Source organism: Streptomyces sp. NPDC048389, assembly GCF_040706335.1.
Taxonomy (GTDB): Bacteria; Actinomycetota; Actinomycetes; order Streptomycetales; family Streptomycetaceae; genus Streptomyces.
On sequence record NZ_JBEZKP010000028.1, the window covers coordinates 1 to 26,038 of the forward strand.

The window sequence follows — 26,038 nt, forward strand, 5'->3', positions numbered from 1 at the left end:
CTAGTTATTGTAGTAAAGCCGTGTGTAATACATTTCTTGGGGCGCCCGGTCTTCCCCGGCCGTCTCCGGGTTTGCACGACCCGGTCGACAAGCGGCTCCGGCGCGCGGGGCGGCACGCCGGAGCCGGAACGAGTCAAGTGGGTGGCCAGGGCCGGGCGGACGGAGCAGCGCGTTCCGGCGGCGGAAGCGCGGTCAGTCCTCCTGGCCCGCGACGCGGCCGAAGGACCGGTCGCCGGAGGCGGGCGCCGGTGCAGCGGGAGGACCGGAGAGGTCGAGCCCGTAGTGGTGGTAGAGCTGGAGCTCCTGCTCGGGTGAGAGGTGACGGCCCACTCCGAAATCAGGGGCGTCCTTGATCAGTGCGCGTTCGTACGGGACACGAAGGGTGTTGTCGACGAGTTCGCTCGGCTCGAGCGGGACGAAGGCGTCGCGGCTGAAGAGGCCGGTCCGTACGGCTGCCCATTCGGGGACCCCGGTGGCGTCGTCGAGATACACCTCGTCAACAGTGCCGATCTTCGTGCCGTTGCGGTCGAACGCCTTGCGGCCTATCAGGCTGCGCGGATCGATGTCGGTCTGCACGGTCCCTCCAATTGGTCGCAACTGCTCCCCAACGACTACGAAAGTCCACATCCCGGGTGTCGGCCACTCGAGCGATCGCGCGCGGGTCGCGCTGGTACCCTGGCAAACGGCCGCTGACCCTGTGCGGGAGAGTCCTCCGGAGAGAAGTCCGGAGGCGCCGAAGGAGCAAATCCTCCCCGGAATCTCTCAGGCACCTGTACCGCACGGACGAGGTCACTCTGGAAAGCAGGGCGGGCGTCGGACGGCATCCGCTCTCACCGACGGTGAAAGCCGGGAGGTCGCTGAGCGACGCCCGGTGAAGCTCTCAGGTCGAGATGACAGAGGGGGAGGCCGTCCGGGCATCCGCGCCGTGATGCCCCTCGCAGGTCGCGAAGACCAGGAGGCCTCCCACCATGACCGCCAACCGCATTCCGCTCTCCCGGCTTGAGCAGGGGATCCCGTTCGAGCAGCGGCACATCGGGCCCGACGCCGGTGCCCAGGCCAAGATGCTCGCCCAAGTGGGTTACGGCTCGCTCGACGAGCTGACCGCCGCCGCCGTGCCGGACGTCATCAAGAGCGCCGAGGCCCTCGCCCTCCCCGACGCCCGTACCGAGGCCGAAGTCCTCGCGGAGCTGCGCATACTGGCGGACCGCAACCAGGTGCTCGCCCCCATGATCGGGCTGGGCTACTACGGGACGTTCACGCCGCCGGTCATCCTGCGCAACGTCATGGAGAACCCGGCCTGGTACACGGCGTACACGCCGTACCAGCCCGAGATCTCGCAGGGCCGGCTCGAGGCGCTGCTGAACTTCCAGACCGTGGTCGCAGACCTCACCGGGCTGCCCACCTCCGGCGCCTCGCTCCTCGACGAGGGCACAGCCGCCGCGGAGGCCATGTCGCTGGCCCGCCGGGTCGGCAAGGTCAAGAACGGCGTCTTCCTGATCGACGCCGACACCATGCCGCAGACCATCGCCGTGATCGAGACCCGCGCCGAGCCCACCGGTGTCGAGGTCGTCACCGCGGACCTGAGCGACGGCATCCCCCCGGAGATCGCCGAGCGCGGCGTGTTCGGTGTGCTGCTGCAGTACCCGGGGGCCTCGGGCGCCGTACGGAACCTCGAGCCGGTGATCGAGCAGGCGCACGAGCTCGGGGCGATCGTCACCGTCGCCGCCGACCTGCTCGCTCTCACACTGCTCACCTCGCCCGGTGAGCTCGGCGCGGACATCGCGGTCGGCACGACCCAGCGCTTCGGCGTCCCGATGGGCTTCGGCGGCCCGCACGCCGGTTACATGGCCGTGCGTGACAAGTTCGCCCGCAGCCTGCCCGGTCGCCTCGTCGGCGTCTCCGTCGACGCGGACGGCAACAAGGCGTACCGGCTGGCTCTGCAGACCCGTGAGCAGCACATCCGCCGCGAGAAGGCCACCAGCAACATCTGCACCGCGCAGGTCCTGCTTGCGGTGATGGCCGGCATGTACGCGGTCTACCACGGTCCCGAGGGGCTGCGGACCATTGCCCGGCGCACCCACCGTTACGCCGCGATCCTCGCCGAGGGCCTGCGGGCCGGGGGTGTCGAGATCGTCCACGGCTCGTACTTCGACACCCTGACCGCCCGGGTGCCGGGCAAGGCCGCCGGCGTCGTCGCCGCCGCGCGGGAAGGCGGGGTCAATCTGCGTCTCGTCGACGCGGACCATGTCTCCGTCGCCTGCGACGAGACCACCGGCCGTGCCCAGCTGACAGCCGTCTGGGCGGCCTTCGGAGTCGAGGGCGACATCGAAGCCCTGGACGCGGCGGCCCCGGAGGCGCTGACCGCGGCACTGCTGCGCGACGACGAGTACCTCACGCACCCCGTGTTCCACCAGCACCGCTCCGAGACCGCGATGCTCCGCTACCTGCGCAGGCTCGCCGACCGCGACTACGCGCTGGACCGCGGCATGATCCCGCTCGGCTCCTGCACCATGAAGCTGAACGCGACCACGGAGATGGAGCCGGTCACCTGGCCGGAGTTCGGTCAGATCCACCCCTTCGCGCCGGTGGAGCAGGCCCAGGGCTATCTGACCCTGATCCAGGAACTCGAGGAGCGTCTGGCCGAGGTCACCGGTTACGACGCGGTCTCCATCCAGCCCAACGCCGGCTCGCAGGGCGAGCTGGCCGGTCTGCTCGCGGTACGCGCGTACCACCGGGCCAACGGGGACGACCAGCGCACCGTCTGCCTCATCCCGTCCTCCGCGCACGGCACCAACGCCGCCAGCGCCGTGATGGCCGGCATGAAGGTCGTCGTCGTGAAGACCGCCGACGACGGCGAGATCGACGTCGAGGATCTGCGGGCCAAGATCGAGCAGTACCGCGACGAGCTCTCCGTGCTGATGATCACCTACCCGTCGACGCACGGTGTGTTCGAGGAGCACGTCGCCGACATCTGCGCCCAGGTGCATGACGCCGGTGGCCAGGTGTACGTCGACGGTGCCAACCTCAACGCCCTGGTCGGCCTGGCCAAGCCGGGCCGGTTCGGCGGCGACGTCTCGCACCTGAACCTGCACAAGACCTTCTGCATCCCGCACGGCGGCGGCGGCCCCGGCGTCGGCCCGGTCGGCGTGCGCGCCCACCTCGCGCCCTACCTGCCGAACCACCCGCTGCAGCCGACCGCGGGTCCCGAGACGGGCGTCGGCCCGGTCTCCGCGGCTCCCTGGGGTTCCGCGGGCATCCTGCCGATCTCCTGGGCGTATGTGCGTCTGATGGGCGGCGAGGGCCTCAAGCGCGCCACCCAGGTCGCCGTGCTGGCGGCCAACTACATCGCCAAGCGTCTCGAGCCGCACTACCCGGTGCTCTACACCGGCCCGGCCGGGCTGGTCGCGCACGAGTGCATCGTCGATCTGCGTCCGCTGTCGAAGGCGACCGGCGTCAGTGTCGACGACATCGCCAAGCGCCTGATCGACTACGGCTTCCACGCGCCGACCATGTCCTTCCCGGTGGCCGGCACGCTGATGATCGAGCCCACCGAGAGTGAGGACCTGACCGAGCTGGACCGGTTCTGCGACACGATGATCGCGATCCGTGGCGAGATCGAGAAGGTCGCGTCGGGCGAGTGGTCCGCGGACGACAATCCGCTGCGCAACGCCCCGCACACGGCCGCCGCGCTCGGTGGCGACTGGGACCACGGCTACACCCGCGAGGAGGCCGTCTTCCCGGCCGGCGTGAGCGCGGCCGACAAGTACTGGCCGCCGGTGCGCCGTATCGACGGTGCCTTCGGCGACCGCAACCTCGTGTGCTCCTGCCCGCCGCTGGAGGACTACGACAACTGACGCGGGCCGCAGGGCGGATGCGTCAGGGGCCGGTGCGGAGAGAACTCTCCGGGCCGGCCCCTTCGTCGTACGGACTGCGGTGCGGCTGGCGGTGACAGGACCGCCGTCCTGTAAGGCGGTGCCTACGCGGCTGTCGTCATCGGGCCCGCGGCACGCGGCCGGTGCGGGGCGATGATCTGGCCGTCGGGCAGCAGTTCGCCGGTGTCCTCGAAGAGAAGGACGCCGTTGCACAGCAGGCTCCAGCCCTGTTCCGGATGGTGGGCCACGAGGCGCGCCGCCTCACGGTCGGCTGAGTCTGAGGTGGGACAGGCTGGCTGGTGCTGGCACATGGATGGGTACTTTCGCTGCGTTGTGGTGAGTGTCGTGCGGCTCGATGAGGTGTTCATGGCCGCCCCCCGTATCTCTCGGTTCGGTCCCAGTGTTCCCCTACGGGCGTCGCTCCGCAGGCATTTCACGGCAGCTCTTCCTACTGATTGATGACGCATCACCCGCCCGGACGGTTCACCTCGAGGGGGCGGTCCTTTCGGGTGGTTCCCGGTGGCCTGAGGTGACTAGTCAGAACGGGCGGTGCTGATACGCCGGTACGCCCCGCGACCGGTTGGTCGCGGGGCGTACCGGGCTGCTTTCCCGCCGGGCAGGCGGTTCGCGTGTCAGGCGGCCGGGGAGTCGAGCAGCCTGGCCGGCGCCAGTCGCAGGGTCAGGAGCGGCAGCAACTCGGTGACCCGGTGCGGCCGGTGGGCCGCGATGCCCGGCGGCGCGGGGGCCAGGGGGACCAGGACGTCGGACGGCTGCGGCGTACCGGCGGCCGCGTCGGCCTCGGGGTCGCGGTGCAGCCAGAGGGTGAGCATGTAGAGCTCGGGAACGGACAGCAGCCGTGGCTGGAACGGTGACCCCATGGACTCGGCCTGGCGCAGGGCGCGCTCGGTCGAATCCAGATAGGGGCCCTCGAAGAAATGGGAGAAGGCCCAGCCGTCCGGCGTGAGCATCGTGTCCGCGGCGGCCACGGCGCGATCGCCGCTGCGGATGAGGAAGCGCCAGCCGGTGAGCCGGGTGAGCGGGGTGGCACCGGTCGGGGCTATCCGGTCCAGTACGTAAACCGGCAGCGGCAGTTCGGCGCTCACCGGTCCCTGGACGGACCGTAGAGCGGGGGTACGGGCCTCGGACACGGCCGTGGGTGAACCGAGTGCTGCGAGGACGGTGCGCAAGGCAGGCGCGGGGGCTGGGAGGACATGCAGCGGCATGATGGGTCGCCTCTCACTCAGGAGACACGGTGAAGCGTGAAGGTGCGGACGGCACTGTCAGCGTGCGGGAAGGTGAGCGGCCGGAAGACACCGGATGCCAACTCTCTGCCCTCGCGAAGTTTATACGACACGTGTTCACATAATGTTTCCGCTAGCTGTCGTGGGCATTTCCGGCAAGGTGGAAACAGGTCTCTTTCTATGCGGTCATTCAGTGGCTTTTATGCTCTCCGGGGCTGCGGCCTGCGGTTTCGACTCAAGTACGGTAGGCCGAATCTGGGCGGTGTTTTTCGCGGCTTCGATACCGGAAAATGCCCGCCGCGTCATGCCGGAGGAATGTGCCGGTGGGGTGCTGACTCCAGCCTATCGGGGGGCGGACCGCGCGCGGGACGTTACGGATCAATGAGTCTGGGCATTATCGTCCGTGACGTGAGCGGTCCGCGCCGCGTGGTGCCCACTCGAGGAGGGACGCTTCGATGGGGGAGAAGGTCGAGTCGGACGGGTTCGACCTGTCTGACCGGCAGCAGTACCGCAGGAAGCTGCAGGAGTGCCTGACGGGCCTGGGGCGGCTGCTGGAGGAGAAGCGGTTCGACCGGCCCAGGAATCTGATGGGGCTCGAGATAGAGCTGAATCTGGCCGGGCAGGACGGCATGCCGCGGATGATGAATGCGGAAGTTCTCTCCCGTATCGCGAGTCCGGATTTCCAGACCGAGCTGGGAATGTTCAATCTGGAAGTGAACATCGTCCCGCACCGGCTGGGCGGCCGGGTACTCGATCAGCTTGCGGAGGAGTTGCACACCGGGCTGGGATATGCCGACCGGAAAGCGCAGGAGATCGGTTCGGGGATCGTGATGATCGGAATTCTGCCGACGCTCGCGCAGCACGACCTGGTCTCCGCCAACCTCTCCGACGTCGACCGTTATGTGCTGCTGAACGACCAGATCGTGGCGGCACGCGGCGAGGATTTCACCCTCGACATCGAGGGGGTGGAGCGGCTGACGTGTACGTCATCGTCGATAGCGCCGGAAGCTGCGTGCACCTCGGTGCAATTGCACCTCCAGGTCACCCCGAGCCGGTTCTCGGACGTGTGGAACGCCGCGCAGGCCGTGGCCGCGGTGCAGGTGGCTCTCGGTGCCAACTCGCCGTTCCTGTTCGGCAAGGAGCTGTGGCGCGAGTCGCGGCCGCCACTCTTCCAGCAGGCCACCGACACCCGCCCGCCGGAGCTGCAGGCACAGGGGGTACGGCCACGGACCTGGTTCGGCGAGCGCTGGGTCGACTCCGTGTACGAGCTGTTCGAGGAGAACATCCGCTACTTCCCCGCGCTGCTCCCCTTCTGCGACGACGAGGACCCGCTGCGGGTGCTCGAGGACGGCGGAGTGCCGCGACTGAAGGAGCTGGTCCTGCACAACGGCACCATCTACCGCTGGAACCGCCCGGTGTACGACGTCGTCGAGGGCGTCCCGCACCTGCGTGTGGAGAACCGCGTCCTGCCCGCCGGCCCTACGGTGACCGATGTGATCGCCAACGCCGCGTTCTACTACGGCCTGGTCCGGGCACTCGCCGAGGACGCCCGCCCGGTGTGGAAGCGGCTTCCCTTCGCCGCGGCCGCCGCGAACTTCGACGCCGCGTGCCGGTACGGCATCGACGCCGAACTGCAGTGGCCGCGCCCCGGCCGCGGGGGCGTCACGCAGGTCCCCGTCGTGAAACTCGTCCGCGACGAGCTGCTGCCGCTGGCCGCGGCGGGCCTCGACGCGTGGAACGTGGCGCCCGCCGACCGGGACCTGTATCTGGGTGTGATCGAGGGGCGCTGCCGCCGCCGTATGAACGGCGCCTCCTGGCAGACGGACACCTACCACCGCGCTCGCGACGCGGGCCTCGAGCGGGAGGCTGCGCTGGCGGCCATGACCCGCCGGTACTGCGAGCTGATGAGGGAGAGCCGGCCCGTGCACACCTGGCCGGTCGGCTTCCCGGGGCCGGGGTCCTGACGGGACCCGGCTGATTGCGCCGTAGGTTCGTCGGGCAAGCTGTGACGTCCCATGCGGTGGATCAACTGGAGGCTGGTGTGCAGGCGGAGGCGGGAGACGGGGCCGGACCCTGTGCGCGGGAGGCGGTACCGCTCAGGATTCTGCGGCAGGAGACGCTGCTCGTACTCGCGCTGTCGCTTGGCGCCAGCGCTGTCTCCGCGCTGATCAGCTTCATCGGATCACTGACGAGGCCCGGCGGGCTGAAGGACCAGGCGGCGACGCTCAACGGTTCCTTCGCGCCGGGGCGGCCGTGGCTCGATCTCGCCTGGCAACTCTTCGGGATCGCGACGGCGCTGGTCCCGGTGGCGCTCGTCGCGCATCTGCTGATCCGTGAGCGCGCCGGCCTTCGGGCCATCGGCTTCGACCGGACCCGGCCGTGGCCGGATCTCGGGCGCGGCGTGCTGGTGGCCGCCGGGATCGGCAGTGCGGGGCTGGCCTTCTACCTCCTGGCGAGGGCGTCGGGGTTCAACCTGACCGTGGTGCCCGAGTCGTTGCCCGACGTGTGGTGGAAGTACCCGGTGCTGATCCTCTCGGCCGTCCAGAACTCGGTGCTGGAGGAGGTGATCGTCGTCGGCTACCTGCTGCGCAGGCTCGACCAGCTGGGCTGGACCCCGTTGGCGGCACTCGCCGCGAGCTCGGTGTTGCGCGGCTCGTACCACCTCTACCAGGGCATCGGCGGGTTCATCGGCAACATGGTGATGGGCGTGGTCTTCGTGCTCCTGTACCGGCGGTGGGGCCGGGTGGGGCCGCTGGTGGCGGCGCACGCACTGCTCGACATCGTCGCCTTCGTCGGTTACGGGCTGCTGGCCGGGAAGGTGGGATGGCTGCCCACACCGTGAGCGCCACCGTCACTCGACGACGTGGACCCCCCGGCGGCCGCGGTTCCGGGCACGAAGCGAGGCCGACGAGCCGGCCGGGCGCGCGAGCCCGACGGGAGACCCCCCGGCACCGCAACGCGACGGCCCCGGCGCTGCTCGCCTGAGTGGCCGGCGACCCGGCGAGGCGAGCGGCCGTCGGGCGTCCGGTGCTCTTGTCGGTGATCGTGGACCTGCTCACCGACGCCGTCCCGCAGGCGGTGGAAGCGGTGGACGCCGATCCGTCGCCGCCGGTCGCCGTGGTGCCGGATCCGATGCCCTGACCGCGCCCCCGCCCGCGAAGAATTGCTTCTCCGTCCTCTCCCGGCCCGGGCGGGATGTCCGCCGTGCGGCAGAACGAGGCCCTTCACGGGCGAGAGCGGTACACGCCGGCGGAGACGGAGCACGGCCACGTGTGGGGCACCTGCGCCGAGGCCGAGGGGCTGTTCGGGGAGCCCCGGCGGGGGACGTACGAACTGTTCGGCTGGGTTCCGGCAGGGGCCGGCCTGAGCGGCTGAGCGGGCAGCCGGGTGCGGCTGGTGCCGGACGACGGGGCGCTCGGACGGTGGCTCCTCGAAGACGCGGAGAGCCTCGGGCAGCACCCGGGGACGGACGGTCTCGTGCTGACCGGCCTGGACGACTACGAGGGCCCACCCGAAGGCCACCGGGGTCCTCTCCGACTGCACGACGAGCGCCGGTGGCCGGGCACCTGCCGGGAGTTCGCCCGCGTCCTGCCGCCCGAGCGGGCGGATCCCCCGCTCGTCCTGCGCGGGCTCGCTCAGGGCGAGGAGATGCGGCGGGCGCTGAGGACGGGGACCCGACGGGCGCTGGACCTGGAGGAGGCCGCCCTGGAGGTACGGGACGTGCGGGGTGAGCCGCTTGCCGAGCAGCTGCTGTGGGCGACCGCCAGCGCCTGGCGCCCGTCCGCACTGAGGCCGGATCTGATCGACCTGGAACTGGACGGCAGGCTCTTCACGCACGTTCCCGACCACGCCCGGCCGGTCTGGGACCGGTGGCTCGCCGGGCCGCAGGAGTCGCGCGGCGCCTGGGCCGGCCTCGACACGCGGCAGCGCGGGGCCCGGCTGGACCTCGTCCGCGACAGGGCGTGCCGGCGCGTGCACCGTGCCCGGCCGTACGGTCACGCGTACGGGCGCGACGGTCGGCACGTCACCGACGTCCCGGGCCTCTACCTGGCGCTCGGCGAGGCGGTGAACGGTCCGGGCGGATACTTCGGCGGCTGTCCGGCCGCCCTCGACGACTGTCTGCGGGGCACCTTCGGCCACACCGCCCCCGCGACCCTGCTCTGGCGGGACGCCGCGACCGCGCACGACATCCTGTCCCGTGCGCTGACGCCGGACGGCCGACCGTACGAGCTGATCGCCGTCGTCCTCGATGCCCTCGCCGAGGGCGGGACGCGCGTGGCCTTCACCTGAAGCGGCGACCGCCGCTCGGCAGCAGCCGCGGCTCGACGCCGCGGTGCCTGGACCGTCAGGGAGCGCTGAGGAGTTCGCCGTCGATGACCGTGACCGCGCGGCCGGTGAGCAGAGTGCGGTCGCCGCGCAGAGCGGTACGGACCAGTCCGGAGCGGGCGGAGGTCTGCAGCCCGGTGAGATCGTCGCGGCCGAGGCGGGCCGACCAGAAGGGCGCGAGCGCCGTGTGGGCGCTGCCGGTGACCGGGTCCTCGTCGATGCCGACCCGGGGGAAGAAGCCGCGGGAGACGAAGTCGTAGCCGGCCTGCGGGTCCGCCGCGGCTGCGGTCGCGACGATGCCGCGCTCCGAGTGCTCCACCAGGGCGGCGAAGTCGGGGTTCAGGCCGCGTACGGACGCCTCGTCGGCCAGCTCGACCAGGAGGTCCCCGATGTGGGGCCCGGTGTCGTGGGCGGACAGCACCTTCGCGCCGAGCGCCTCGGCCACGCCGTCCGGGGCCTCGACCCGCGTCAGCGGGGCGGTCGGGAAGTCCAGGGTCAGCGTGCCGTCCGCGTGCGCGGTGGTGACGAGGGTTCCGCAGCGCGCGGCGAAGCGCACGGTGCCGGTCGCCGTTCCCGTGGCGTGCAGGACATGGGCGGTGGCCAGGGTGGCGTGGCCGCACATGCCGACCTCGGTGGCCGGGGTGAACCAGCGCAGTGCCCAGTCCGCGTCGCCGTCGGCGGGCAGCGGGTGGGCGAAGGCGGTTTCGGAGAGATTCAGCTCCGCGGCCACCTGCTGGAGCCAGGAGTCCGCGGGAAAGCCGCCGGAGTCCAGCAGCAGGACTCCGGCGGGGTTGCCGGCGAAGGGGCGCTCGGTGAAGGCGTCGACGATTCGGATCCGCATGGCGTGACCGTAGAACGCTCGTGAAGCCGCCGGCCAAGGCCAATTCGGGGTCACTGGACCGGCAGGGGCTTGCCGACCGATCGTTCACGATATATCGTTGACGCATCGCGACAGATCAAAGACGGAGGGAGTGCAGCGATGCGTTCGTACGGAAACGGACCGGAACACGACCACGGCCGCGGTCATGGGCACTGCGGGCCCGGCCATCACGGGCGGGGTGAGCGCGAGGGCAGGCGGGCCGCGTTCGGGCCGTGGGGCCCGCCGTTCGGCGGGCCCTTCGGCGGCGGCCGCGGGCGCGGTGGAGGCCGGGGGAGGGCGCGGCGCGGTGACGTGCGCTCCTCGATCCTGGCGCTGCTGAGGGACCGTCCGATGCACGGCTACGAGATGATCCGGGAAATCGGCGAGCGCAGCGGCGGGGCCTGGAAGCCCAGCCCGGGCTCCGTCTACCCCACCCTCCAGTTGCTGGAGGACGAGGGTCTGATCGTCTCGGAGAGCGAGGGTGGCAAGAAGCTGTTCACGCTGACCGACACCGGACGTACCGAGGCCGAGTCGGGTCCGGAGGCTCCTTGGGAGGAGGCCGGGCGCGGCGTCGACTGGGAGGCGGTCAACGAGATCAGGCAGGCCGGCTTCGGACTGATGGAGGCGTTCGGCCAGGTCTGGAAGACGGGTGACGCCGAACAGCGGCGGAAGGCCGTCGCCGTGATCAACGAGGCCCGGAAGAAGCTGTACCTGATCCTCGCCGACGAGCACTGAGCGCTGAGCGCTGAGCGCTGAGCGCTGAGTGCGGAGTGCCGGGTGGTGAGGTCCGATCTCCCGGTACCCGAGCCCCCGACGAAGGGCTCTGCGGTCACGCGGGGCCCTTCGTCCGTACCGACGTGCCGCTCCGCGCCCGTCAGGAGACCAGCTCACCGAGCTTGCGGAGCGACTCGTGGAGCGCCGCCGTCGCCGAGTCCCTGAGCTTCGCGGCCATCAGTGACACGGCCGCACCGGTGAACTCCCCGTCGATCCGCATGTGGGTCGCGCCGTCGGTCACCGTGCCGTCGGCCGCCGCGCCCGCCGCCGGGGTGAGGGAGTAGCGGGTGCCCACCGTGACCGACATCGGGCCCTTGCCCCTGATGGCCAGCACCCGCTCCGGCTCCAGCTCCTCCACCGTCCAGGTCACCTCGGCCGGGAAGCCCATCAACGTCATGTTCTCCGCGAAGGTGGCGCCCGTCTCCAGTGGCTTCGGGCCGCCCTTCGGGAATCCGGTGTGGGTGGTGTTCCAGCGTCCGTACGACGCGAAGTCGGTGAGCTGGGCCCAGACCTTCGAGGCCGGGGCCTCGATGTGTGCCTCCGCGCTGACTTCTGCCATGCGACCACCCCTTCGTGTCGGGTTCCGGTGCCGCGGACCGTAGCGGCGGGTGCCGGAACATTCAATCCTGATGACTCGTCAGATTGCAGTGCCCGCCCGGTTTTCTCATCCATGAGGAGGAGGAATCGCCCGAGGGTGCCCGACTCCGGTGGGAGGGCGAATGCTTCCCCACGTGGACGCCGGGCCGGTGAACGTCTGATGGAGTGGGGGATGTGCAAAGCCCTGCCTTCCGGATGTCCCGGCAGCCGCCCGTCCTCGCCCTCCCCGACGTCGAAGCCCTCCTCACCGCCGAGTTGGCCGCGGTGGTCACGGGTGCGCGCAGAAGAGCGCTGCGTGACGGCGACCGGCAGATCGACACCGCTCATCTGCTGCACTCGCTGATGGAACAGGACCTCGGCGTCGGGACGGTGTTCAACGACCCGGCGCAGGTCGCGCGGGTCCTCGGGTACCTCGTGCAGCGGAGTATCGGCTACGGCCTCGCTTGGCAGGGCTCCGTCGAGGACTCGGGCGCGCTGTCCGTCCTGCGCGAGGGGGGCGGTCCCGGGTGTCCGCCTTCGCCCGTACCCCATGGGCGGCGGCTGCCGTCGGCCGCTCCCGACGTGCCGCGGCGCCGGCCTTCCGCCGCGCCCCTGCGGCCCGACGCGCCGGGCTGGTCGCCCTCGGCGGCGGCCGCCATGACGGGCGCGCTCGAGCGGGCGCGGCGGCGCGGCAGCGACAGGGCCGGGGGGATCGACGTGCTGGCCTGCGTCGCGGCCGATCCGGACTGCCGGGCCGCTGAAGTGCTGCGCCGGGCAGGTGTCGACGTGTCGCGGCTGGGTGCGCGGATCTCGCAGCCGTCTCGACATGTGTCACCGGAGTGACGGTGCTGACCCGCCCTGACATCATGTGCCGATGCAGGCGTCTCAGGGAAAGAGCGCCGGCCTGGGACTTGCCCTGGGGTCGGCCGTCGCGTTCGGTGGATCAGGCGTCGCGGCCAAGCCGCTGATCGAGGCGGGGCTCGACCCTCTCCATGTCGTGTGGCTGCGGGTCGCGGGCGCCGCCCTCGTCATGGCCCCGGTCGCCTGGCGCCACCGTGGGCTGCTGCGGCGCAGGCCCGCGCTGCTGGCCGGGTTCGGCCTGCTGGCCGTGGCCGGTGTGCAGACCTGCTACTTCGCGGCGATCTCGCGCATCCCGGTCGGAGTCGCGCTGCTCATCGAGTACCTGGCCCCCGCGCTCCTGCTCGGTTGGGTCCGGTTCGTCCAGCGCCGGCCGGTGACGAGGGCCGCGGCCGCCGGCGTCGTCCTCGCCGTCGCCGGTCTCGCGTGTGTCGTGGAGGTGTGGGCGGGGTTGACTTTCGACCTGCTCGGGCTGCTGCTGGCTCTCGGCGCCGCCTGCTGCCAGGTGGGCTACTTCGTCCTGTCCGACCAGGGCGGCGACAGCGACGACGTCCCCGACCCGCTGGGCGTCATCGCCTACGGGCTCCTGATCGGTGCGGCCGTGCTGACGGTCGTGGCCCGGCCGTGGGGCATGGACTGGTCACTGCTGGCCGGTGCCGCCGACATGGGTGCTACGCAGGTGCCCGCCGCGTTGCTGCTCGGCTGGATCGTGCTGATCGCCACCGTGCTCGCGTACGTCACCGGTGTCGTCTCCGTACGCCGGCTGTCGCCCCAGGTGGCCGGCGTCGTCGCCTGTCTGGAGGCGGTCATCGCCACCGTGCTGGCCTGGGTGCTGCTCCGTGAGCACCTGTCGGCGCCGCAGATCATCGGCGGCGCGGTCGTCCTCGTCGGAGCCCTCATCGCACAGTCGCAGGCACCCAGGGCGCCGTCCGGGCCGGTGGCGGCGGGCGGTTTGGAACCGGTGCCCGCGACGGCCGGTGAGGACCGGGCCACGGGAGACGTGTTCCGCGGCGATCGCGCACCGTAGGATGGCGATCATGCATTCGACCGTACTTCCGCCGCCCGCCGCCTAGCGCGGGCGGACGTTCTTCGACGAAGACCCGGCTCGGGGTGCTCCCGAGCAGGTCGGTGCTGCCCGCGTGACCGGTCCGAGCGATCAGCCGTCCGTTCTTCATACGGAGAAGTCACGTGTCGAATTCCTCTTCAACCTCCGCTGCCGGCATGCCCGCGGGCATGCCGCTCGGTACGTCCCGCGGCCTGTCCGTCGGGCGGGGACTCACCTATCTGATCTTCGCCGGGTTCGCCTGGGGGACCGCCGGCGCCGCCGCGTCCCTCGTTTTCGAGGTGAGCGAAATGGGTCCGCTCGCCCTGTCGTTCTGGCGGTGCGCGGGGGGCCTTGTGCTCCTCCTCCCGGTCCTCGCGCTGCGTATGCGGCGGCGGGGCCGGGCCGCTGCCCCCGCAGAGCCGCGGCGGCGCCGGCTGCTGCGCATCGTCGCCACCGGTGTGGGGCTGGCCGTCTTCCAGAGCGCCTACTTCGCGGCCGTCGAGGCGACCGGACTGGCCGTGGGCACCGTCGTGACGCTGGGCGCCGGCCCCGTGCTCATCGCCGTCGGCGCGCGGCTGACCATGGGGGAGCGGCTCGGCCGCGGCGGAATCATGGCCGTCGCGGGGGCACTGACCGGGCTCGGTGTGCTCGTCCTCGGCGGTGAGGGCGGGGAGGTGCGGCCGCTGGGCGTCGCACTCGCGCTGCTGTCGGCCGCCGGATACGCGGCGATCACGCTGCTGACGCGGTGGCTCGGCAGGGACGGGGGCGGCGGGGACTCGCTGTCGACGACCACGTGGGCGTTCGTGATCGGCTGCGTGGGGCTGCTGCCGATGGCACTCGGCGAGGGCCTGCTGCCGCACACGGCGGACCTGGTGCGGGTCGTCGGGCTCCTGGTGTACGTCGCGGCCGTGCCGACCGCACTGGCCTACGCGCTCTATTTCGCGGGCGCGGCTGTGGTACGGGCGGCGACCGTCTCGGTGATCATGCTGCTGGAACCGGTGAGCGCAGCGGTCATCGCGGTGACGCTGCTGGACGAGCGGCTGACGCCGGCCACGGTGGCCGGGACGCTGCTGCTGCTGGCGGCGGTCGCGGGGCTTGCCGCGGCGGAGGCGCGGAGTGCGACGGCCCGGAGGCGGCTGCCGGTCCCGGCCTGACGCCCCGGCAGGGGTTCCGGTGTGCCTCCGGCAAGGGTTCCGGTGTGATGTCCTGTCCCGCCCCGGAAACCGGTCCCGGGGCGGGGCCGGTGCGGCTGCCTCCGTCCGCGCTGCCCCGAGGTCGGCCGGAGTGCTTCCGACCGACCTGCCGGCCCTGTGGGCCGCGTGGTGCACCCCGGGGATCAGAGGTAGGCGGGGAGCGGGGTGGACGGGGCGAGATCGGTGGCCGGGACCGGTGTGCCCGACGTGACGGCGACGGGGACGACCCCCGCCCAGTAGGGGAGGGACAGATCACCCGGGTCGTCGTTCGGGCCGCCGGTGCGGGTCTTTGCGGAGACCTCGGCCAGGTCGAGGCGGAGCACGGCCGTCGCCGCCAGCTCCTTGGGGTTGGCGGGGCGGGAGTCCGCGGAGCGGCCCGGGACCGCCTGGTCGACCAGCGCGTCGAGCGCCGTGCGCTTCTCCGCCGGGTTCGTCACCTGCCGTGCGGTGCCGTGGACCACCACCGAGCGGTAGTTGACCGAGTGGTGGAAGGCCGAGCGTGCCAGCACCAGGCCGTCGACATGCGTCACCGTCAGGCACACGGGCAGACCGGGGTCCGTCTCGCCCGCCATCCGCAGTGGCCGTGAGCCCGTCGACCCGTGGACGTACAGCCGCTCGCCGACACGGGCGAAGAGTGTGGGCAGGACGACCGGGGCACCGTCGCGCACGAAGCCGAGGTGGCAGAGGTAGGCGGTGTCGAGTATCGAGTGCACCAGTTCACGGTCGTAGGAAGCACGGTCCCGGGAGCGGGTGGGAATCGTCCGCCCGGTCGGCTCGTAAGGGGCTTCCGGGGCATGAACCTGCTGGGTCCGGGCTTCCTGGGTCTGGGCTTCCGTCGTCCGGGACATTGCGATCTCCATTGCACTAGTGCATAATTGATTTTGTGCTAGGAGAGTATCGGATCGTTGGGCGGCGCGCATCGGAAATCGCCGCGAGCGTGGAGCGGGCGGTCGGGGCGGGAGAGCTCGCGCCGGGCCAACTGCTGCCGCCGATGCGAGAGTTGGCGACCCAGTTGGGCGTCAACCCGAACACCGTCGCCGCCGCCTACCGCACGCTGCGCGAGCGCGGAGTGATCGAGACGGCGGGCCGCAGGGGCAGCCGAGTGCGCCCCCGCCCGGCCAGTACGGCGCGCGGATCCATCCGGGTCGACGCGCCCTTGGGTGTACGGGACCTCGGCGAAGGCAACCCCGACACCGCCCTCCTGCCACCGCTGGACGAGGCCCTCGCCGCCGCGGCCGCGCGGTACGCGAAGGAGCCGGGTTTGTACGGACGGGCCCCGCTCGACGCCGAGTTCGTACGCCTCGCGCGCGGCGCCATGGACGACGACAACGTCCCCGCCGGGCCGCTCGCCGCCACGTCCGGGGCGCTGGACGCCATCGAACGGATCCTCGCCGCGCACCTGCGGCCGGGCGACGCGGTCGCCGTCGAGGACCCGGGCTGGGGGAGTCTGCTCGACCTCGTCTCGGCGCTCGGGCTCAAGCCGCTGCCCGTCGCACTCGACGACGACGGCCCGTTGCCCGCCGATGTGGAGCGGGTGCTGACCGCCGGTGCCCGCGCCGTCGTCGTCACCGACCGGGCGCAGAACCCGACCGGCGCGGTGCTGAGCCGCCGCAGGGCCGATCAACTGCGCGCCGTGCTCGGACGGTTCCCGCGCACACTGCTCATCGAGGACGACCACGGCCACGCCATCGTCGATCAGCCGCTGCACCCGCTCGCCGGTGTGACCGACAACTGGGCGTTCGTACGCTCCGTCGCCAAGGCGTACGGGCCGGATCTGCGGGTTGCCGTCCTGACGGGCGACAGTGTCACCGTCGACCGCGTGCAGGGCAGGCTCGGCTTGGGCCCCGGCTGGGTCAGCCGGCTGCTGCAGCACACCGTCGTGCATCTGTGGGCCTCCGGCGCCGTCGATCCCGTCGCCGTCGCCCGTGCGTACGGCGAGCGACGCGACGCGCTGGTCGACGCGCTGGCGCGGCGCGGTGTCGATGCCCGTGGCCGCAGCGGCATGAACGTGTGGGTGCCCGTTCAGGACGAGACGGGAGCCGTGGCGCGACTGCTTCACGCCGGATGGGCGGTGGCCCCGGGCGCGCGATTCCGCATGGCGTCGCCCCCCGGCGTCCGGCTGACCGTGTCGCAGCTGACGCAGGCCGACATCGAGCCGCTTGCCGAGGCGGTCGCCTCTGCGGTCGGCCCGATGCCGGCCCGCAGCTACGGCTGAGCGGGGTCCGGGCCGGGGTCGTGGCCAGGGGAGCAGTGCACATCGGGGCCGGTGCGGCAGCGCCGATCGGAATCGGGGCAGGGGCCGGAGCCGGGACGGCGGCCCTGTCGCCGGCTGCTTGGGCCGGCTCTGCGTCAGTGCCGCACCCACCGGAACGATGAGCGCTCCGTCCGGTGTTCTCCAGCCCAGTCGTTCGCCAAGGAGCAGCAGGGTCGGCAGTACGGGCCGGCAGTACGGGCCGGAGGGCTGAACCACAGGCCGTGTCGGACGGACGGGCCAGAAGGCGGGTTGGACGGTCGGATCGGGCGGTCGGCTCAGCGGGCCGGCAGTTTGCGGAAGTCCCAGGACGCTACCGTGCCGGGGGTCAATCGCAGCCAGGCGTGCCTACCGTCGTGCGGCATCGTGTCGAGACCGAAGTTCTTGGCGGCGAACAGGGTCTCGGGCACGACCAGTTCGGGGCAGTCCTCGCCCGTGCGCGGCGCCTCACCGACGAACTCGGCCGTGCCGGACAGCTCGACGCCGCGCAGCTCCCCGTACTCCTCGCCGTCGTCCACGACGACGGCGATGCGCGGGTCGCGGCGCAGTTCGGCCCAGCGCCGGCTGCGGGTGAGGGAGTAGAGCCACAGGGACGTGCCGTCCCAGGCGAACCACAGGGCACTGACGTGCGGGCGCCCGTCGGGCGAGACCGTGGCCACCCGGCAGGTCCGCTGTTCGGTCAGGAACGCGTCGAGCTCGCCGGGGGCCATCATGATGCGACGGCCCCGGCGCTGGGTGGCGGTCATCTGCGGTCCTTCCGGCGCTGCGGCAGACTGTCTGTGCTGACTGTCTGTCAGAAACAGTGTGCGGACAGCATGGACGCTCTTCCCTCGACGCGCAATGGCGGCTACCGTCGCGCCTCCCGCGCCGGGCGGACACGACATCGAGGGGGGCACCATGCCGTCCCGTCAACAGCTCCTGGAACAACTCGAGGTGCCCACCACCGTCCTGCTGACCGTCGAATGCCAACAGGGCGTCGTCGGCACGGACAGCGCGCTGCCGGAGCTCGCCGCCCAGGCCAGTGCCTCGGGCGCGCTCCGCAACGTCGCCCGGCTGGTCGCCGCCGCCCACGGCGCGGGCGTACAGGTGCTGCACGCGATCGCCGAGCGGCGCCCCGACGGCAGGGGCTCGAACCGGAACGCCCGGTTGTTCAGGGCCGCCGAACGGCTGCCCGTGCAGCAGCACACCGGTTCCGAGGCCGTACGTGTCGCTCCGCCCATCGAGGTCGCACCCGAGGACCTCGTCGTCCGCAGACTGCACGGGCTCTCGCCACTCGCCGCTACCGGCGTCGACCCGATGCTGCGCAATCTCGGCTGCCGGACCCTCGTCGTCACCGGCGTCTCGGCCAATGTGGCGGTCCCCGGGGCCGTCTTCGACGCGGTGAATCTCGGCTACACGGCGGTTGTCGTGGCGGACGCCATCGCGGGAGTGCCCCCCGAGTACACCCCCGCGATGATCCGCAACACCCTCTCGCTGGTCGCCACCATCGCCACGACCGACGAGGTGGTGTCCCGCTGGAAGCGGCCGCGCCGGATCACGCGAGCTTGATCGAGTCCCCCTCGACGGTGATCTGGGTGGGCGGCAGCGGCGCCGTCGCCGGCCCTGCCTTGACGCTGCCGTCGGTGGCGTCGAACTGGCTGTTGTGGCAAGGGCAGTTGATGGTTCCGTTCGAGACGTCCTTGACCGCGCAGCCCTGGTGCGTGCACTTGGACGAGAACGCCTTGAACTCGCCCGCGACCGGCTGGGTGATCACCACCTCCCCGACCACCTTGCCGCCGCCCGCCGGGATGTCCGCCGTCCTGGCGAGCACCGTGCCGCTGGCGCCGCCCGCGCCCCCTCCCGAGGCCGCCGCGCCGCCCTCGCCGCCGGCCGGCTTCTCGGACCCGGTCTGCGCCGTGTCGCCCGAGCCTCCGCACGCGGTCAGAGCGGCGGTGAGACCGGCCCCGCCCACGGCGGCGACGACGGTGCGGCGCGCCACGGTCCGAGTGGTCCCCTTCGATGCGGTCATGCTGGCTCCCTCTCCACTGTCCGGCCTTGTAACGGCCGGTTTCGTGCAGTTGTACGGGGGCCCGGGCCGTGCTGTTCAAGGATTCGCGGATTTCTTACGGAGCAGACGATTCCGGACCCGGTTCGGCATCGGCACCGGCACCGGTACGGACCCGGACCCGGCGGCGGTTCCGGACCGGTGCGGGGCAGAAAGCCGCCGTTGGGCCGCCGGGCCGTGCGGTACGGGAAGCGAGCCGCCGTGGACCACGCCGGTCAAGCCGCGCCGGTGAGGTCAGCAGTCACCGGCCTCCACCGACACCCCGAGGGTGACGGTGACGGAAGTGAAGGTGTCTGGTTCGGGCGGTGAGACGCTCATGCAGTACGAGTCGTCGACATCGTCGGTGGTGATCTCGAACCGGTCCACCGACGTGTCGTCCTTCGTATCGCTCCGCGGCGAGACGCCCACCATGGCGAACTCGGGGCCCTCGCCGCTGTTCTCGATGGCGTCGGCTATCAACTCCTCGTAGCTGCCGCGGAACCCGCCCACCCGCTGCGGCCGTGCGTCGAGGCTTTCGGCGGCCGAGTGGACAGCGTCGTGCAACTCGCCCTCGCTCCACGAGGAACTGTCGTGGAGGGAGAACAGGCCGACGGCGGCGAACAGCAGGGAGCCGACGATCAGAGCCATCCCCACGGGACTGTTCGGGTTGTACACGTAGCGGCTCGTCCCCCACTTGGAGCGGACGAAGACCGGCTCGGAACCGTGGTCTTCGTTCATGGGCGTGAGCCTAGCCGCGCCGATCGGCTAGGTGCCGAGGCCGTCGGCCCGCCGGATGTGCGACGCCGCCGGCTGTGCGCGAAGCCCCGCCAACGGGGGAGTGACAGGGCTTCGCTGAACGCAGCCTAGCCCTGTCCGGCAGCCGTCGGCAGCCGAACTCGAGAGGATCCACGCACACACGGCTCACGGTGCGGCCGTGCCCGGTCGCGGCGCCGGGCCGGGCCGTGGACGGCGGGATAGGGTGAGAGGAACGTGTCGGACGGGACGCGGGGTGCGCCGGGACGTCTGGTCGGTGGCGAAGGGGCCCCAGTGCCGAGTGCCGACCTGCCGGAGGTCCTGTCGTGTGCGCTGCCCCGCGCGAGCGATCCGTCTTCCTCGGTCTGCTGCCCTGGCCGGAACGCAGGGCGGTCGCGCAGGCCCTGAGAACCGAGACGGTCGGCGGGGTCGTGCTCCTCGTGGCTGCCGCGATCGCTCTGATCTGGGCGAACACGCCCTGGGCCGATGCCTACGAGTCGGCGCGGAAGGTGCACTTCGGCTTCCCCGCACTCGGTCTCGACCTCTCCCTCCAGCACTGGACCGCCGACGGCCTGCTCACCGTCTTCTTCCTTGTCGCCGGGATCGAACTGAAACGGGAACTGGTCCTGGGCGAGCTACGGAGCCCGGCCCGTGCCGCGCTGCCGGTGATCGCCGCCGCGTGCGGAATGATCGTGCCCGCCGGCGTCTATCTCGTCACCGTCGCGGCGGGCGAGGGTTCCCCCTCGGGCTGGGCCGTGCCGATGGCCACCGACATCGCGTTCGCGCTCGCCGTACTGGCCGTCCTCAGCACCCACCTGCCGTCCGCGCTGCGGGCGTTCCTGCTCACCCTCGCCGTCGTCGACGATCTCGGCGCGATCCTGATCATCGCGGTCTTCTTCACGTCGGAGCTGAACCTGGTGGCCCTCGGCGGCTCCGCCGCCGGGCTCGTGCTCTTCTACCTGTTGCAGCGGCTGCGCGTACGCGGCTGGTGGTGGTACGTGCCGCTCGGCGTGGCCGTCTGGGCGCTGACGTACAACAGCGGCGTGCACGCGACCGTGGCCGGTGTGGCCATGGGCATGCTCTTGCGTGCCGCGCGCGACGACGGCACCCGCGGGCGCCCCAGGGAGGACGCGTCCCCCGCGGAACGCACCGTGCACGTGCTGCGACCGATCTCGGCGGGAATCGCCGTTCCCCTCTTCGCGCTTTTCGCGGCGGGGGTGAGCGTCTCCGCCCCGGCCCTGGGCAAGGTGTTCTCGGACCCGGAGCCGCTGGGTGTGGTCCTCGGCCTGGTCGTGGGCAAGACGGTCGGCGTCTTCGCGGGAACATGGCTGGCGGCGCGCTTCACACGGGCCCGCCTCAATCCGGACCTCGCCTGGGCGGACGTCTTCGCCCTCGCGGCCCTGGCCGGAATCGGCTTCACCGTGGCGCTGCTCATCGGTGACCTCGCCTTCGCCGAACCGGCGCTCACCGAGCACGTGAAAGCCGCCGTCCTGGTCGGCTCACTGATCGCCGCCGGCCTTGCCGCACTGCTGCTGAAGCGCAGAAACGGCATCTACCGCCGGCTGTGGGAGGCGGAGAACGCCGACGAGAACGCCAACGCCGTCCCGGACGTCTACGAGCGCGAGCGCGGCCAGGACGGCGAGCGCTGACCGGCCGCGACGGGGGCCGCATGCGACACGGCCCGTGGCGGCCGGTCAGTGCCGGGCGGCCACGGGGCCGGCAGGGCGGTCAGCCCCCACGGCGGCGAGCCGCCTCCGTCTACCGGCCCTTGGCCAGGGCGACGAGTTCGGCGAACAGGCCGCCGGCGGCGGTCAGCTCCTCGTACCCGCCCTGCTCGATCACGCGCCCGTCGTTCATGACGATGATGCGGTCGGCCAGGCGCGTGTTCTCGAGCTGGTGGGTGACGACGATGGTGATGCGTTCGGCGGCGATGCGCTTGATCTCCGAGGAGATCCGGTGCTCCCCGCGCGGGTCCATCGGCGAGGTGGGCTCGTCCAGGATCAGCAGCGGTGTCCGCCGGTACAGCGCGCGTCCGCAGACCGGTCTGCGGGCGTGGTGATCAGAAGCGCCCGCACGACTGCCTGTACGCGCACCGAGGGTCCGCGTCTCCGGTTGATGCGGTTCAGGGGGTGTCCTGGTCGGAGTCCGCGGTCCTGGGGGGATGTGCGCGCAGGGAACCGGGGTGGGCCTTGGCGGTCGGGTCGCGCCTGGTCTTGAGCAGACTGGCCACGGTGACGACCGTGAGGACGAGGGCGATCACCGCGAGGCTGAGCGGGGTGGAAATCTCGGGGACGGCCTCACTCAGGTCGACGTGTGCCCAGTGCAGGATCAGCTTGACGCCGATGAACGCGAGGATCAGCGCCAGCCCGGCGGAGAGATAGACCAGCCGGTCCAGCAGTCCCTTGACGAGGAAGAACAGGGCGCGCAGGCCGAGCAGGGCGAAGGCGTTGGCGGTGAAGACGATGTAGGGCTCTTGGGTGACGCCGAACACGGCCGGGATGGAGTCGAGCGCGAAGAGCAGATCGATGCTGCCGATGGCGAGCAGGACGATGAACAGAGGGGTGACCATCCGGCGGCCGTCGATGCGGGTGGTGAGTTTGCCGCCGACGTAGTCGCCGGTGACCGGCAGGAGCCGGCGGGCGGCTTTGACCATGACGTTGTCGTCGATGTCGGGGTCCTCGTCGCGGTGCCGGAACAGCTGCACGGCCGTGTAGATCAGTAGCAGGCCGAACAGCAGGAACATGAACGAGAACAGCGCCAGCAGGGTGGCGCCGAGCACGATGAAGACCGCGCGCATGGCCAGGGCGAGCACGATGCCGAAGGTGAGCACCTTGTGCTGGTGCTCCGCCGGCACGGCGAAGGTGGACATGATGATGACGAAGACGAACAGGTTGTCGACCGACAGGCTCTTCTCGACGATGTATCCGGCGAAGTACTCGGTGCCGTACTGGCCGCCGTATTGCGCGGCGAACCAGACGCCGAAGCCCACCGCGACGAGGATGTAGAACACCGACCAGGCGGTGGCCTCACCGAAGCCGACGCGGTGCGGGCGCACGGCGGCAAGGATCAGGTCGACGGCGAGCAGGGCGAGGATCAGGCCGATGGTGACGGTCCAGGTGAGTGCACCGATGTCCAGCACCGGTCCTCCATTCGGTTTCGAGTGGGTCTCAGCTTCCGGGTCGTTCCTCGTTCGGCGGGGACGTCCCGCCGGCGGCGACGGTGCCGGCCGGGGCGGTGAGCAGCAGCACCGCTCCGGCCAGGGCGGCGGCCGTCGAGGCGGTGAGGATACCGACCTTTGCCTGACCGATCAGGGCGGTGTCGGTGAAGGCGAGGTCGGTGATGAACAGCGAGACCGTGAACCCGATCCCGCCCAGCGCGGCGGCACCGAGGATCTCGCGGTGGTGCATGTCCCCGGGCAGGGCTCCCCAACCCAGCCGACGCACCAGGTAGGTCACCCCGCCGATACCGACGATCTTGCCGAGGACGAGACCGGTGATGACCGCCCAGGTCACCGGTCGGCCGAAGGCGTCGCCGAGCGCGCCACCGCGCAGGTCGACCCCCGCGTTGGCCACGGCGAAGACCGGGATCACCAGGAACGCGCTGACCGGGTGGAGGGAGCGCTCCAGGTCGCCCAGGACGTCGCGCCCCGCGACGGGCCGGGCCGGGGTGAGCAGACCGAGCGCGACCCCGGCGAGAGTGGCGTGCACTCCTGATTCCAGGGTGGCGAACCAGACCATCAGTCCTACGGGAACGTACGCCCAGGGGAGGGTGACCCCCAGTCGGCGCATGCCGACGGTGACGAGCAGGCCGGCCACCGCGCCGGCCAGCCATCGGAGGTCGACGTGGTCGGTGTAGAAGACCGCGATGACGCCGATGGCGAGGATGTCGTCGACGATGGCCACGCTGAGCAGGAACAGCTTCGCCCCGGTCGAGGCCCGGCGGCCCAGCAGTGCCAGGATCCCGACGGCGAACGCGATGTCGGTGGCCATCGGAATACCCCACCCCTGCCCCGCTTCCCCACCACCGGCCACGGCCACGTACGTCAGCGCCGGCAGCACGACGCCGCCGACGGCGGCCAGTGCCGGCAGCGTCGCGGCGCGGCGGTCACGCAGCTCGCCCACCACCAGTTCCCGCTTGATCTCCAGGCCGATGACGAAGAAGAACAGGACCATGAGCCCGTCGTTGACCCAGTGCCGCAGGTCGTGGGTCACACCGGCCGCGCCGCTGCCGAGGGTGATCCGCTGCTGCCAGAACTGCGCGTAGCCGTCCGCTGCCGGGCTGTTGGCCCAGACCAGCGCGCCCGCCGCGGCAACGACGAGGACGATCCCGCCCGCGCTTTCCGCGTGCAGGAACGCCCGCAGCGGGGAGGCGACCGCGGTCGCCATGCGTTTGATCGGACCAACCATGGGTCGTGTAGCCCTCCTTGCCCCTCGACCGTGGTGTTGATCGCGGCAGCGATGCACGCGCTCGAGTCGACCCTCACAGAGATCGGCCCGGGAGCCGCCGCGCCTCACCGGACGGCACGAACCTGCTCACCGTGTCTCACCGTGTCGCCCGTAAATGGTGGGGCAGCGGGCCGTGAGGGTTTCCATGACACGGCCGAGGGAGTGTTCGCTGTCCCATACGGGGATCGTCCCTGCGCATGTCGCGCATGACGATCTGCGGACGAGTGTTCGCTGTCCAGGGGGGATCGCACTCAGATATCGCTACCCGATGTCCCCTTGCGATCTCTGTCGGAGCGTCGCCGCGGCAGGCCCTGGCCGGGACCGTCGGCGGACGGCGCGGATCCCGTACGGGCGGCCTTGCGGCTGCACGGGCTGACCGTGCTCCAGGTGGCGGCGGCGCCTGCAGCCAGCGCCGTGCCGAGCAGGGTTCCTGCGAGGGTGTCGGTGAGCCAGTGCACGCCGAGGAAGATCCGGGTGAAGCAGGCGGCGGCGACGGCGGCAACGGCGAGGACGGTACCGAGGCGCACCGGGCCGGTGGGCAGGCCGGTGGCGCGTGCGAGCCACAGCAGTAGCACACAGGTGGCGGCAGCGGTCATGGCGTGGCCCGACGGCATGGCGGCGAACTCGGCGGAGTCGACGGGCCGCTCCCACTCGGGCCGGTCTCGCCCGACCGCCCAGCGCAACACGGATCGCAGGGCCCATTCCGCGGCGGAGGTGCAGGCCGCCCACAGGGCGATGAGCCGCTGCCGCCTTTGCCACAGCCACACCACTGCGCCGGCCAGCAGCAGGCGCATGGTCCATGGATCGACGACCCAGTCGGTGACGATCCGGCTCGTGCGGGTGAGGCCCGGGTTCTCCAGCGCCGCCGCGTGCAGATGTGTGGCCACCGCGTGGTCCAGGCGGAGTACGGCCTGCACGTCGGCGACGACCAGGCCGACGATCAGGGCCGCGCCCGCGGCGAGCAGCAGGGCGGCTGCACCGGTTGGCTCGGCGATCCAGGCGGACGCCGCCCCTCTGACGAGTCGGGGCCGCTCGTCGGGCCTGTCGGTGTCGGTCATGGCGTTGTCTCCTCGCGGATCGTGACTGATCGTGTGCCCCGTACGGGGATCACTGACCAGTGGGCTCGTGCAAAGGGCCGGAACGAGGGGTGGCCGGGCGTAGACTCGATACCCGATATCGGTTTCGTCACTGACTGAAGGGCGGAAGGTGGGACAAGGGTGCGGGAGTTCCAGCGGGGCGCGGTGCGGCTGCACATCCTTCATCACGCGGCCGAGGAGGAGATCCATGGCGCGTGGATGACCGAGGAGCTGGCCTCCCACGGCTACCGGATCAGCCCCGGGACGCTGTACCCGACGCTGCACCGGCTGGAGGCCGACGGGCTGTTGGTCTCCGAGCAGCGGGTGGTCGACGGCCGCACCCGGCGTGTCTACAAGGCGACCGAGGCCGGCAAGAAGGCTCTCGCAGAGGACCGTCGGGCGCTCAAGGAGCTGGCCCGCGAGGTCCTGGGCGACGACACCCCGTAGGCGTTCGACCGGGAGGCGGCGATGACGGACCGCATGCAGTACGCGGAGGACGACCTCGCCACACGCTGAAGCTGAAGGAGATGCTGGACCAGGTCGTCCAGCACGCACGGGAGGACATCGGCAAGGTCGGCGATCCCAAGGCCGAGGCCCTGTTCGAGACGACCGCGGAGGTCTGCACGGGGCTGAAGACCGCCTTCGAGCACCACGAACAGAAGCAGCCCGCTTGGCGGTGACGGGCCGAGGCCCCGTCCCTGAGGCGAGGTCGGCCCCCGGCAGCGGTCCGCCGCCGGGGCCGCCGC

At 71.4% G+C, this 26,038-nt stretch carries 24 protein-coding genes, 3 pseudogenes and 1 riboswitch; of the genes and pseudogenes, 13 read left to right on the forward strand and 14 right to left on the reverse strand.

All coding sequences use genetic code 11. The annotated features are described in order from the left end of the window. Positions 1-192: 192 nt before the first annotated feature. On the reverse strand, positions 193-588 hold the full coding sequence (locus tag AB0903_RS19935) for a PRC-barrel domain-containing protein (RefSeq protein WP_366704665.1): 396 nt from the start codon (positions 586-588) through the stop codon (positions 193-195). Between the two features lie 102 nt (positions 589-690). Continuing rightward, a riboswitch (glycine riboswitch) is annotated at positions 691-788 on the forward strand. A gap of 180 nt (positions 789-968) precedes the next feature. On the opposite strand from AB0903_RS19935, the gene gcvP reads away from it, so the two are divergent. Beyond that, a complete protein-coding gene (gcvP, locus tag AB0903_RS19940) occupies positions 969-3,854 on the forward strand; it encodes an aminomethyl-transferring glycine dehydrogenase (protein WP_366704524.1) in 2,886 nt (961 codons plus the stop codon). 122 nt (positions 3,855-3,976) lie between these two features. On the opposite strand, the gene AB0903_RS19945 is transcribed toward gcvP, so the two are convergent. Together AB0903_RS19945 and AB0903_RS19950 are read right to left on the reverse strand one after the other, a co-directional pair. Next, on the reverse strand, positions 3,977-4,183 hold the full coding sequence (locus AB0903_RS19945) for a DUF5999 family protein (RefSeq protein WP_366704526.1): 207 nt from the start codon (positions 4,181-4,183) through the stop codon (positions 3,977-3,979). 321 nt (positions 4,184-4,504) lie between these two features. Further along, positions 4,505-5,095, reverse strand: a complete 591-nt coding sequence (locus tag AB0903_RS19950) for a hypothetical protein (protein ID WP_366704528.1) — start codon at positions 5,093-5,095, stop codon at positions 4,505-4,507. A 473-nt stretch (positions 5,096-5,568) separates the two neighbouring features. On the opposite strand from AB0903_RS19950, the gene AB0903_RS19955 reads away from it, so the two are divergent. From AB0903_RS19955 to AB0903_RS19965, 3 genes and pseudogenes are all read left to right on the forward strand, one after another. Continuing rightward, a complete protein-coding gene (locus tag AB0903_RS19955) occupies positions 5,569-7,077 on the forward strand; it encodes a glutamate-cysteine ligase family protein (RefSeq protein ID WP_366704530.1) in 1,509 nt (502 codons plus the stop codon). 77 nt (positions 7,078-7,154) lie between these two features. Then, complete coding sequence (locus AB0903_RS19960; RefSeq protein ID WP_366704667.1) at positions 7,155-7,955, forward strand: type II CAAX endopeptidase family protein; 801 nt, start codon at positions 7,155-7,157, stop codon at positions 7,953-7,955. A gap of 353 nt (positions 7,956-8,308) precedes the next feature. Beyond that, positions 8,309-9,403: pseudogene (locus tag AB0903_RS19965) on the forward strand (hypothetical protein). A 55-nt stretch (positions 9,404-9,458) separates the two neighbouring features. On the opposite strand, the gene AB0903_RS19970 reads toward AB0903_RS19965, so the two are convergent. Further along, positions 9,459-10,280, reverse strand: a complete 822-nt coding sequence (locus AB0903_RS19970) for a PhzF family phenazine biosynthesis protein (protein WP_366704532.1) — start codon at positions 10,278-10,280, stop codon at positions 9,459-9,461. A gap of 138 nt (positions 10,281-10,418) precedes the next feature. Here AB0903_RS19970 and AB0903_RS19975 point away from each other — a divergent pair, with 138 nt between their 5' ends. Beyond that, a complete protein-coding gene (locus AB0903_RS19975) occupies positions 10,419-11,033 on the forward strand; it encodes a PadR family transcriptional regulator (protein ID WP_366704534.1) in 615 nt (204 codons plus the stop codon). A 139-nt stretch (positions 11,034-11,172) separates the two neighbouring features. On the opposite strand, the gene AB0903_RS19980 is transcribed toward AB0903_RS19975, so the two are convergent. After that, positions 11,173-11,631: an SRPBCC family protein gene (locus AB0903_RS19980; protein ID WP_366704536.1), complete on the reverse strand. Its 459-nt coding sequence runs from the start codon at positions 11,629-11,631 to the stop codon at positions 11,173-11,175. A gap of 233 nt (positions 11,632-11,864) precedes the next feature. Here AB0903_RS19980 and AB0903_RS19985 point away from each other — a divergent pair, with 233 nt between their 5' ends. From AB0903_RS19985 to AB0903_RS19995, 3 genes are all read left to right on the forward strand, one after another. Beyond that, entirely contained in the window at positions 11,865-12,491 is a 627-nt protein-coding gene (locus tag AB0903_RS19985; protein WP_366704669.1) for a Clp protease N-terminal domain-containing protein, read from the forward strand. A 31-nt stretch (positions 12,492-12,522) separates the two neighbouring features. Next, a complete protein-coding gene (locus AB0903_RS19990; protein ID WP_366704538.1) occupies positions 12,523-13,533 on the forward strand; it encodes an EamA family transporter in 1,011 nt (336 codons plus the stop codon). Between the two features lie 194 nt (positions 13,534-13,727). Then, a complete protein-coding gene (locus tag AB0903_RS19995) occupies positions 13,728-14,705 on the forward strand; it encodes a DMT family transporter (RefSeq protein WP_366704540.1) in 978 nt (325 codons plus the stop codon). 182 nt (positions 14,706-14,887) lie between these two features. On the opposite strand, the gene AB0903_RS20000 is transcribed toward AB0903_RS19995, so the two are convergent. Continuing rightward, complete coding sequence (locus AB0903_RS20000; protein WP_366704670.1) at positions 14,888-15,592, reverse strand: pyridoxamine 5'-phosphate oxidase family protein; 705 nt, start codon at positions 15,590-15,592, stop codon at positions 14,888-14,890. Positions 15,593-15,627: 35 nt separating this feature from the next. Here AB0903_RS20000 and AB0903_RS20005 point away from each other — a divergent pair, with 35 nt between their 5' ends. Continuing rightward, a complete protein-coding gene (locus AB0903_RS20005) occupies positions 15,628-16,959 on the forward strand; it encodes an aminotransferase class I/II-fold pyridoxal phosphate-dependent enzyme (protein WP_366704542.1) in 1,332 nt (443 codons plus the stop codon). A gap of 117 nt (positions 16,960-17,076) precedes the next feature. On the opposite strand, the pseudogene AB0903_RS20010 reads toward AB0903_RS20005, so the two are convergent. Further along, positions 17,077-17,184, reverse strand: a pseudogene (locus AB0903_RS20010) (EamA/RhaT family transporter); the annotation flags it as partial. 89 nt (positions 17,185-17,273) lie between these two features. Then, on the reverse strand, positions 17,274-17,741 hold the full coding sequence (locus AB0903_RS20015; protein ID WP_366704544.1) for a pyridoxamine 5'-phosphate oxidase family protein: 468 nt from the start codon (positions 17,739-17,741) through the stop codon (positions 17,274-17,276). A gap of 151 nt (positions 17,742-17,892) precedes the next feature. Between AB0903_RS20015 and AB0903_RS20020 the strand changes: the two genes are divergently transcribed. Continuing rightward, a complete protein-coding gene (locus AB0903_RS20020; protein WP_366704546.1) occupies positions 17,893-18,543 on the forward strand; it encodes a cysteine hydrolase in 651 nt (216 codons plus the stop codon). Here AB0903_RS20020 and AB0903_RS20025 read toward each other — a convergent pair. Next, the gene (locus tag AB0903_RS20025; protein ID WP_366704548.1) at positions 18,530-19,003 is read right to left on the reverse strand and encodes a Rieske (2Fe-2S) protein; all 474 of its coding nucleotides are present in this window, start codon (positions 19,001-19,003) and stop codon (positions 18,530-18,532) included. The genes AB0903_RS20020 and AB0903_RS20025 overlap by 14 nt on opposite strands. Before the next feature lie 270 nt (positions 19,004-19,273). Further along, positions 19,274-19,756 (reverse strand): hypothetical protein, encoded by a 483-nt coding sequence (locus AB0903_RS20030; RefSeq protein ID WP_366704550.1) that lies wholly within the window; start codon positions 19,754-19,756, stop codon positions 19,274-19,276. A 341-nt stretch (positions 19,757-20,097) separates the two neighbouring features. On the opposite strand from AB0903_RS20030, the gene nhaA (AB0903_RS20035) reads away from it, so the two are divergent. Continuing rightward, a complete protein-coding gene (gene nhaA, locus AB0903_RS20035) occupies positions 20,098-21,420 on the forward strand; it encodes a Na+/H+ antiporter NhaA (RefSeq protein ID WP_366704552.1) in 1,323 nt (440 codons plus the stop codon). Between the two features lie 109 nt (positions 21,421-21,529). On the opposite strand, the pseudogene AB0903_RS20040 reads toward nhaA (AB0903_RS20035), so the two are convergent. From AB0903_RS20040 to AB0903_RS20055, 4 genes and pseudogenes are all read right to left on the reverse strand, one after another. Continuing rightward, positions 21,530-21,820, reverse strand: a pseudogene (locus tag AB0903_RS20040) (ABC transporter ATP-binding protein); the annotation flags it as partial. A 73-nt stretch (positions 21,821-21,893) separates the two neighbouring features. After that, positions 21,894-22,910, reverse strand: a complete 1,017-nt coding sequence (locus tag AB0903_RS20045) for a TerC family protein (RefSeq protein ID WP_366704554.1) — start codon at positions 22,908-22,910, stop codon at positions 21,894-21,896. A gap of 28 nt (positions 22,911-22,938) precedes the next feature. After that, a complete protein-coding gene (gene nhaA / locus AB0903_RS20050; protein WP_366704556.1) occupies positions 22,939-24,177 on the reverse strand; it encodes a Na+/H+ antiporter NhaA in 1,239 nt (412 codons plus the stop codon). 290 nt (positions 24,178-24,467) lie between these two features. Then, entirely contained in the window at positions 24,468-25,274 is an 807-nt protein-coding gene (locus AB0903_RS20055; protein ID WP_366704558.1) for a phosphatase PAP2 family protein, read from the reverse strand. Between the two features lie 159 nt (positions 25,275-25,433). On the opposite strand from AB0903_RS20055, the gene AB0903_RS20060 reads away from it, so the two are divergent. Both AB0903_RS20060 and AB0903_RS20065 read left to right on the forward strand, forming a co-directional pair. Then, positions 25,434-25,739: a PadR family transcriptional regulator gene (locus AB0903_RS20060; RefSeq protein ID WP_366704560.1), complete on the forward strand. Its 306-nt coding sequence runs from the start codon at positions 25,434-25,436 to the stop codon at positions 25,737-25,739. An 80-nt stretch (positions 25,740-25,819) separates the two neighbouring features. Continuing rightward, positions 25,820-25,972 carry a hypothetical protein gene (locus tag AB0903_RS20065; RefSeq protein ID WP_366704562.1) on the forward strand — a complete coding sequence of 51 codons (153 nt, stop codon included), beginning with the start codon at positions 25,820-25,822 and terminating at the stop codon, positions 25,970-25,972. The last annotated feature ends 66 nt before the right edge of the window (positions 25,973-26,038 follow it).

Bases quoted from the DNA above. Each gene is read 5' to 3' on its own strand.
- gcvP (WP_366704524.1), top strand. From the start codon at position 969: ATGACCGCCAACCGCATTCCGCTCTCCCGGCTTGAGCAGGGGATCCCG.
- AB0903_RS19945 (WP_366704526.1), bottom strand. From the start codon at position 4,183: ATGTGCCAGCACCAGCCAGCCTGTCCCACCTCAGACTCAGCCGACCGT.
- AB0903_RS19950 (WP_366704528.1), bottom strand. From the start codon at position 5,095: ATGCCGCTGCATGTCCTCCCAGCCCCCGCGCCTGCCTTGCGCACCGTC.
- AB0903_RS19955 (WP_366704530.1), top strand. From the start codon at position 5,569: ATGGGGGAGAAGGTCGAGTCGGACGGGTTCGACCTGTCTGACCGGCAG.
- AB0903_RS19970 (WP_366704532.1), bottom strand. From the start codon at position 10,280: ATGCGGATCCGAATCGTCGACGCCTTCACCGAGCGCCCCTTCGCCGGC.
- AB0903_RS19975 (WP_366704534.1), top strand. From the start codon at position 10,419: ATGCGTTCGTACGGAAACGGACCGGAACACGACCACGGCCGCGGTCAT.
- AB0903_RS19980 (WP_366704536.1), bottom strand. From the start codon at position 11,631: ATGGCAGAAGTCAGCGCGGAGGCACACATCGAGGCCCCGGCCTCGAAG.
- AB0903_RS19985 (WP_366704669.1), top strand. From the start codon at position 11,865: ATGTCCCGGCAGCCGCCCGTCCTCGCCCTCCCCGACGTCGAAGCCCTC.
- AB0903_RS19990 (WP_366704538.1), top strand. From the start codon at position 12,523: ATGCAGGCGTCTCAGGGAAAGAGCGCCGGCCTGGGACTTGCCCTGGGG.
- AB0903_RS19995 (WP_366704540.1), top strand. From the start codon at position 13,728: ATGCCCGCGGGCATGCCGCTCGGTACGTCCCGCGGCCTGTCCGTCGGG.
- AB0903_RS20000 (WP_366704670.1), bottom strand. From the start codon at position 15,592: ATGTCCCGGACGACGGAAGCCCAGACCCAGGAAGCCCGGACCCAGCAG.
- AB0903_RS20015 (WP_366704544.1), bottom strand. From the start codon at position 17,741: ATGACCGCCACCCAGCGCCGGGGCCGTCGCATCATGATGGCCCCCGGC.
- AB0903_RS20020 (WP_366704546.1), top strand. From the start codon at position 17,893: ATGCCGTCCCGTCAACAGCTCCTGGAACAACTCGAGGTGCCCACCACC.
- AB0903_RS20025 (WP_366704548.1), bottom strand. From the start codon at position 19,003: ATGACCGCATCGAAGGGGACCACTCGGACCGTGGCGCGCCGCACCGTC.
- AB0903_RS20030 (WP_366704550.1), bottom strand. From the start codon at position 19,756: ATGAACGAAGACCACGGTTCCGAGCCGGTCTTCGTCCGCTCCAAGTGG.
- nhaA (WP_366704556.1), bottom strand. From the start codon at position 24,177: ATGGTTGGTCCGATCAAACGCATGGCGACCGCGGTCGCCTCCCCGCTG.
- AB0903_RS20055 (WP_366704558.1), bottom strand. From the start codon at position 25,274: ATGACCGACACCGACAGGCCCGACGAGCGGCCCCGACTCGTCAGAGGG.
- AB0903_RS20065 (WP_366704562.1), top strand. From the start codon at position 25,820: ATGCTGGACCAGGTCGTCCAGCACGCACGGGAGGACATCGGCAAGGTC.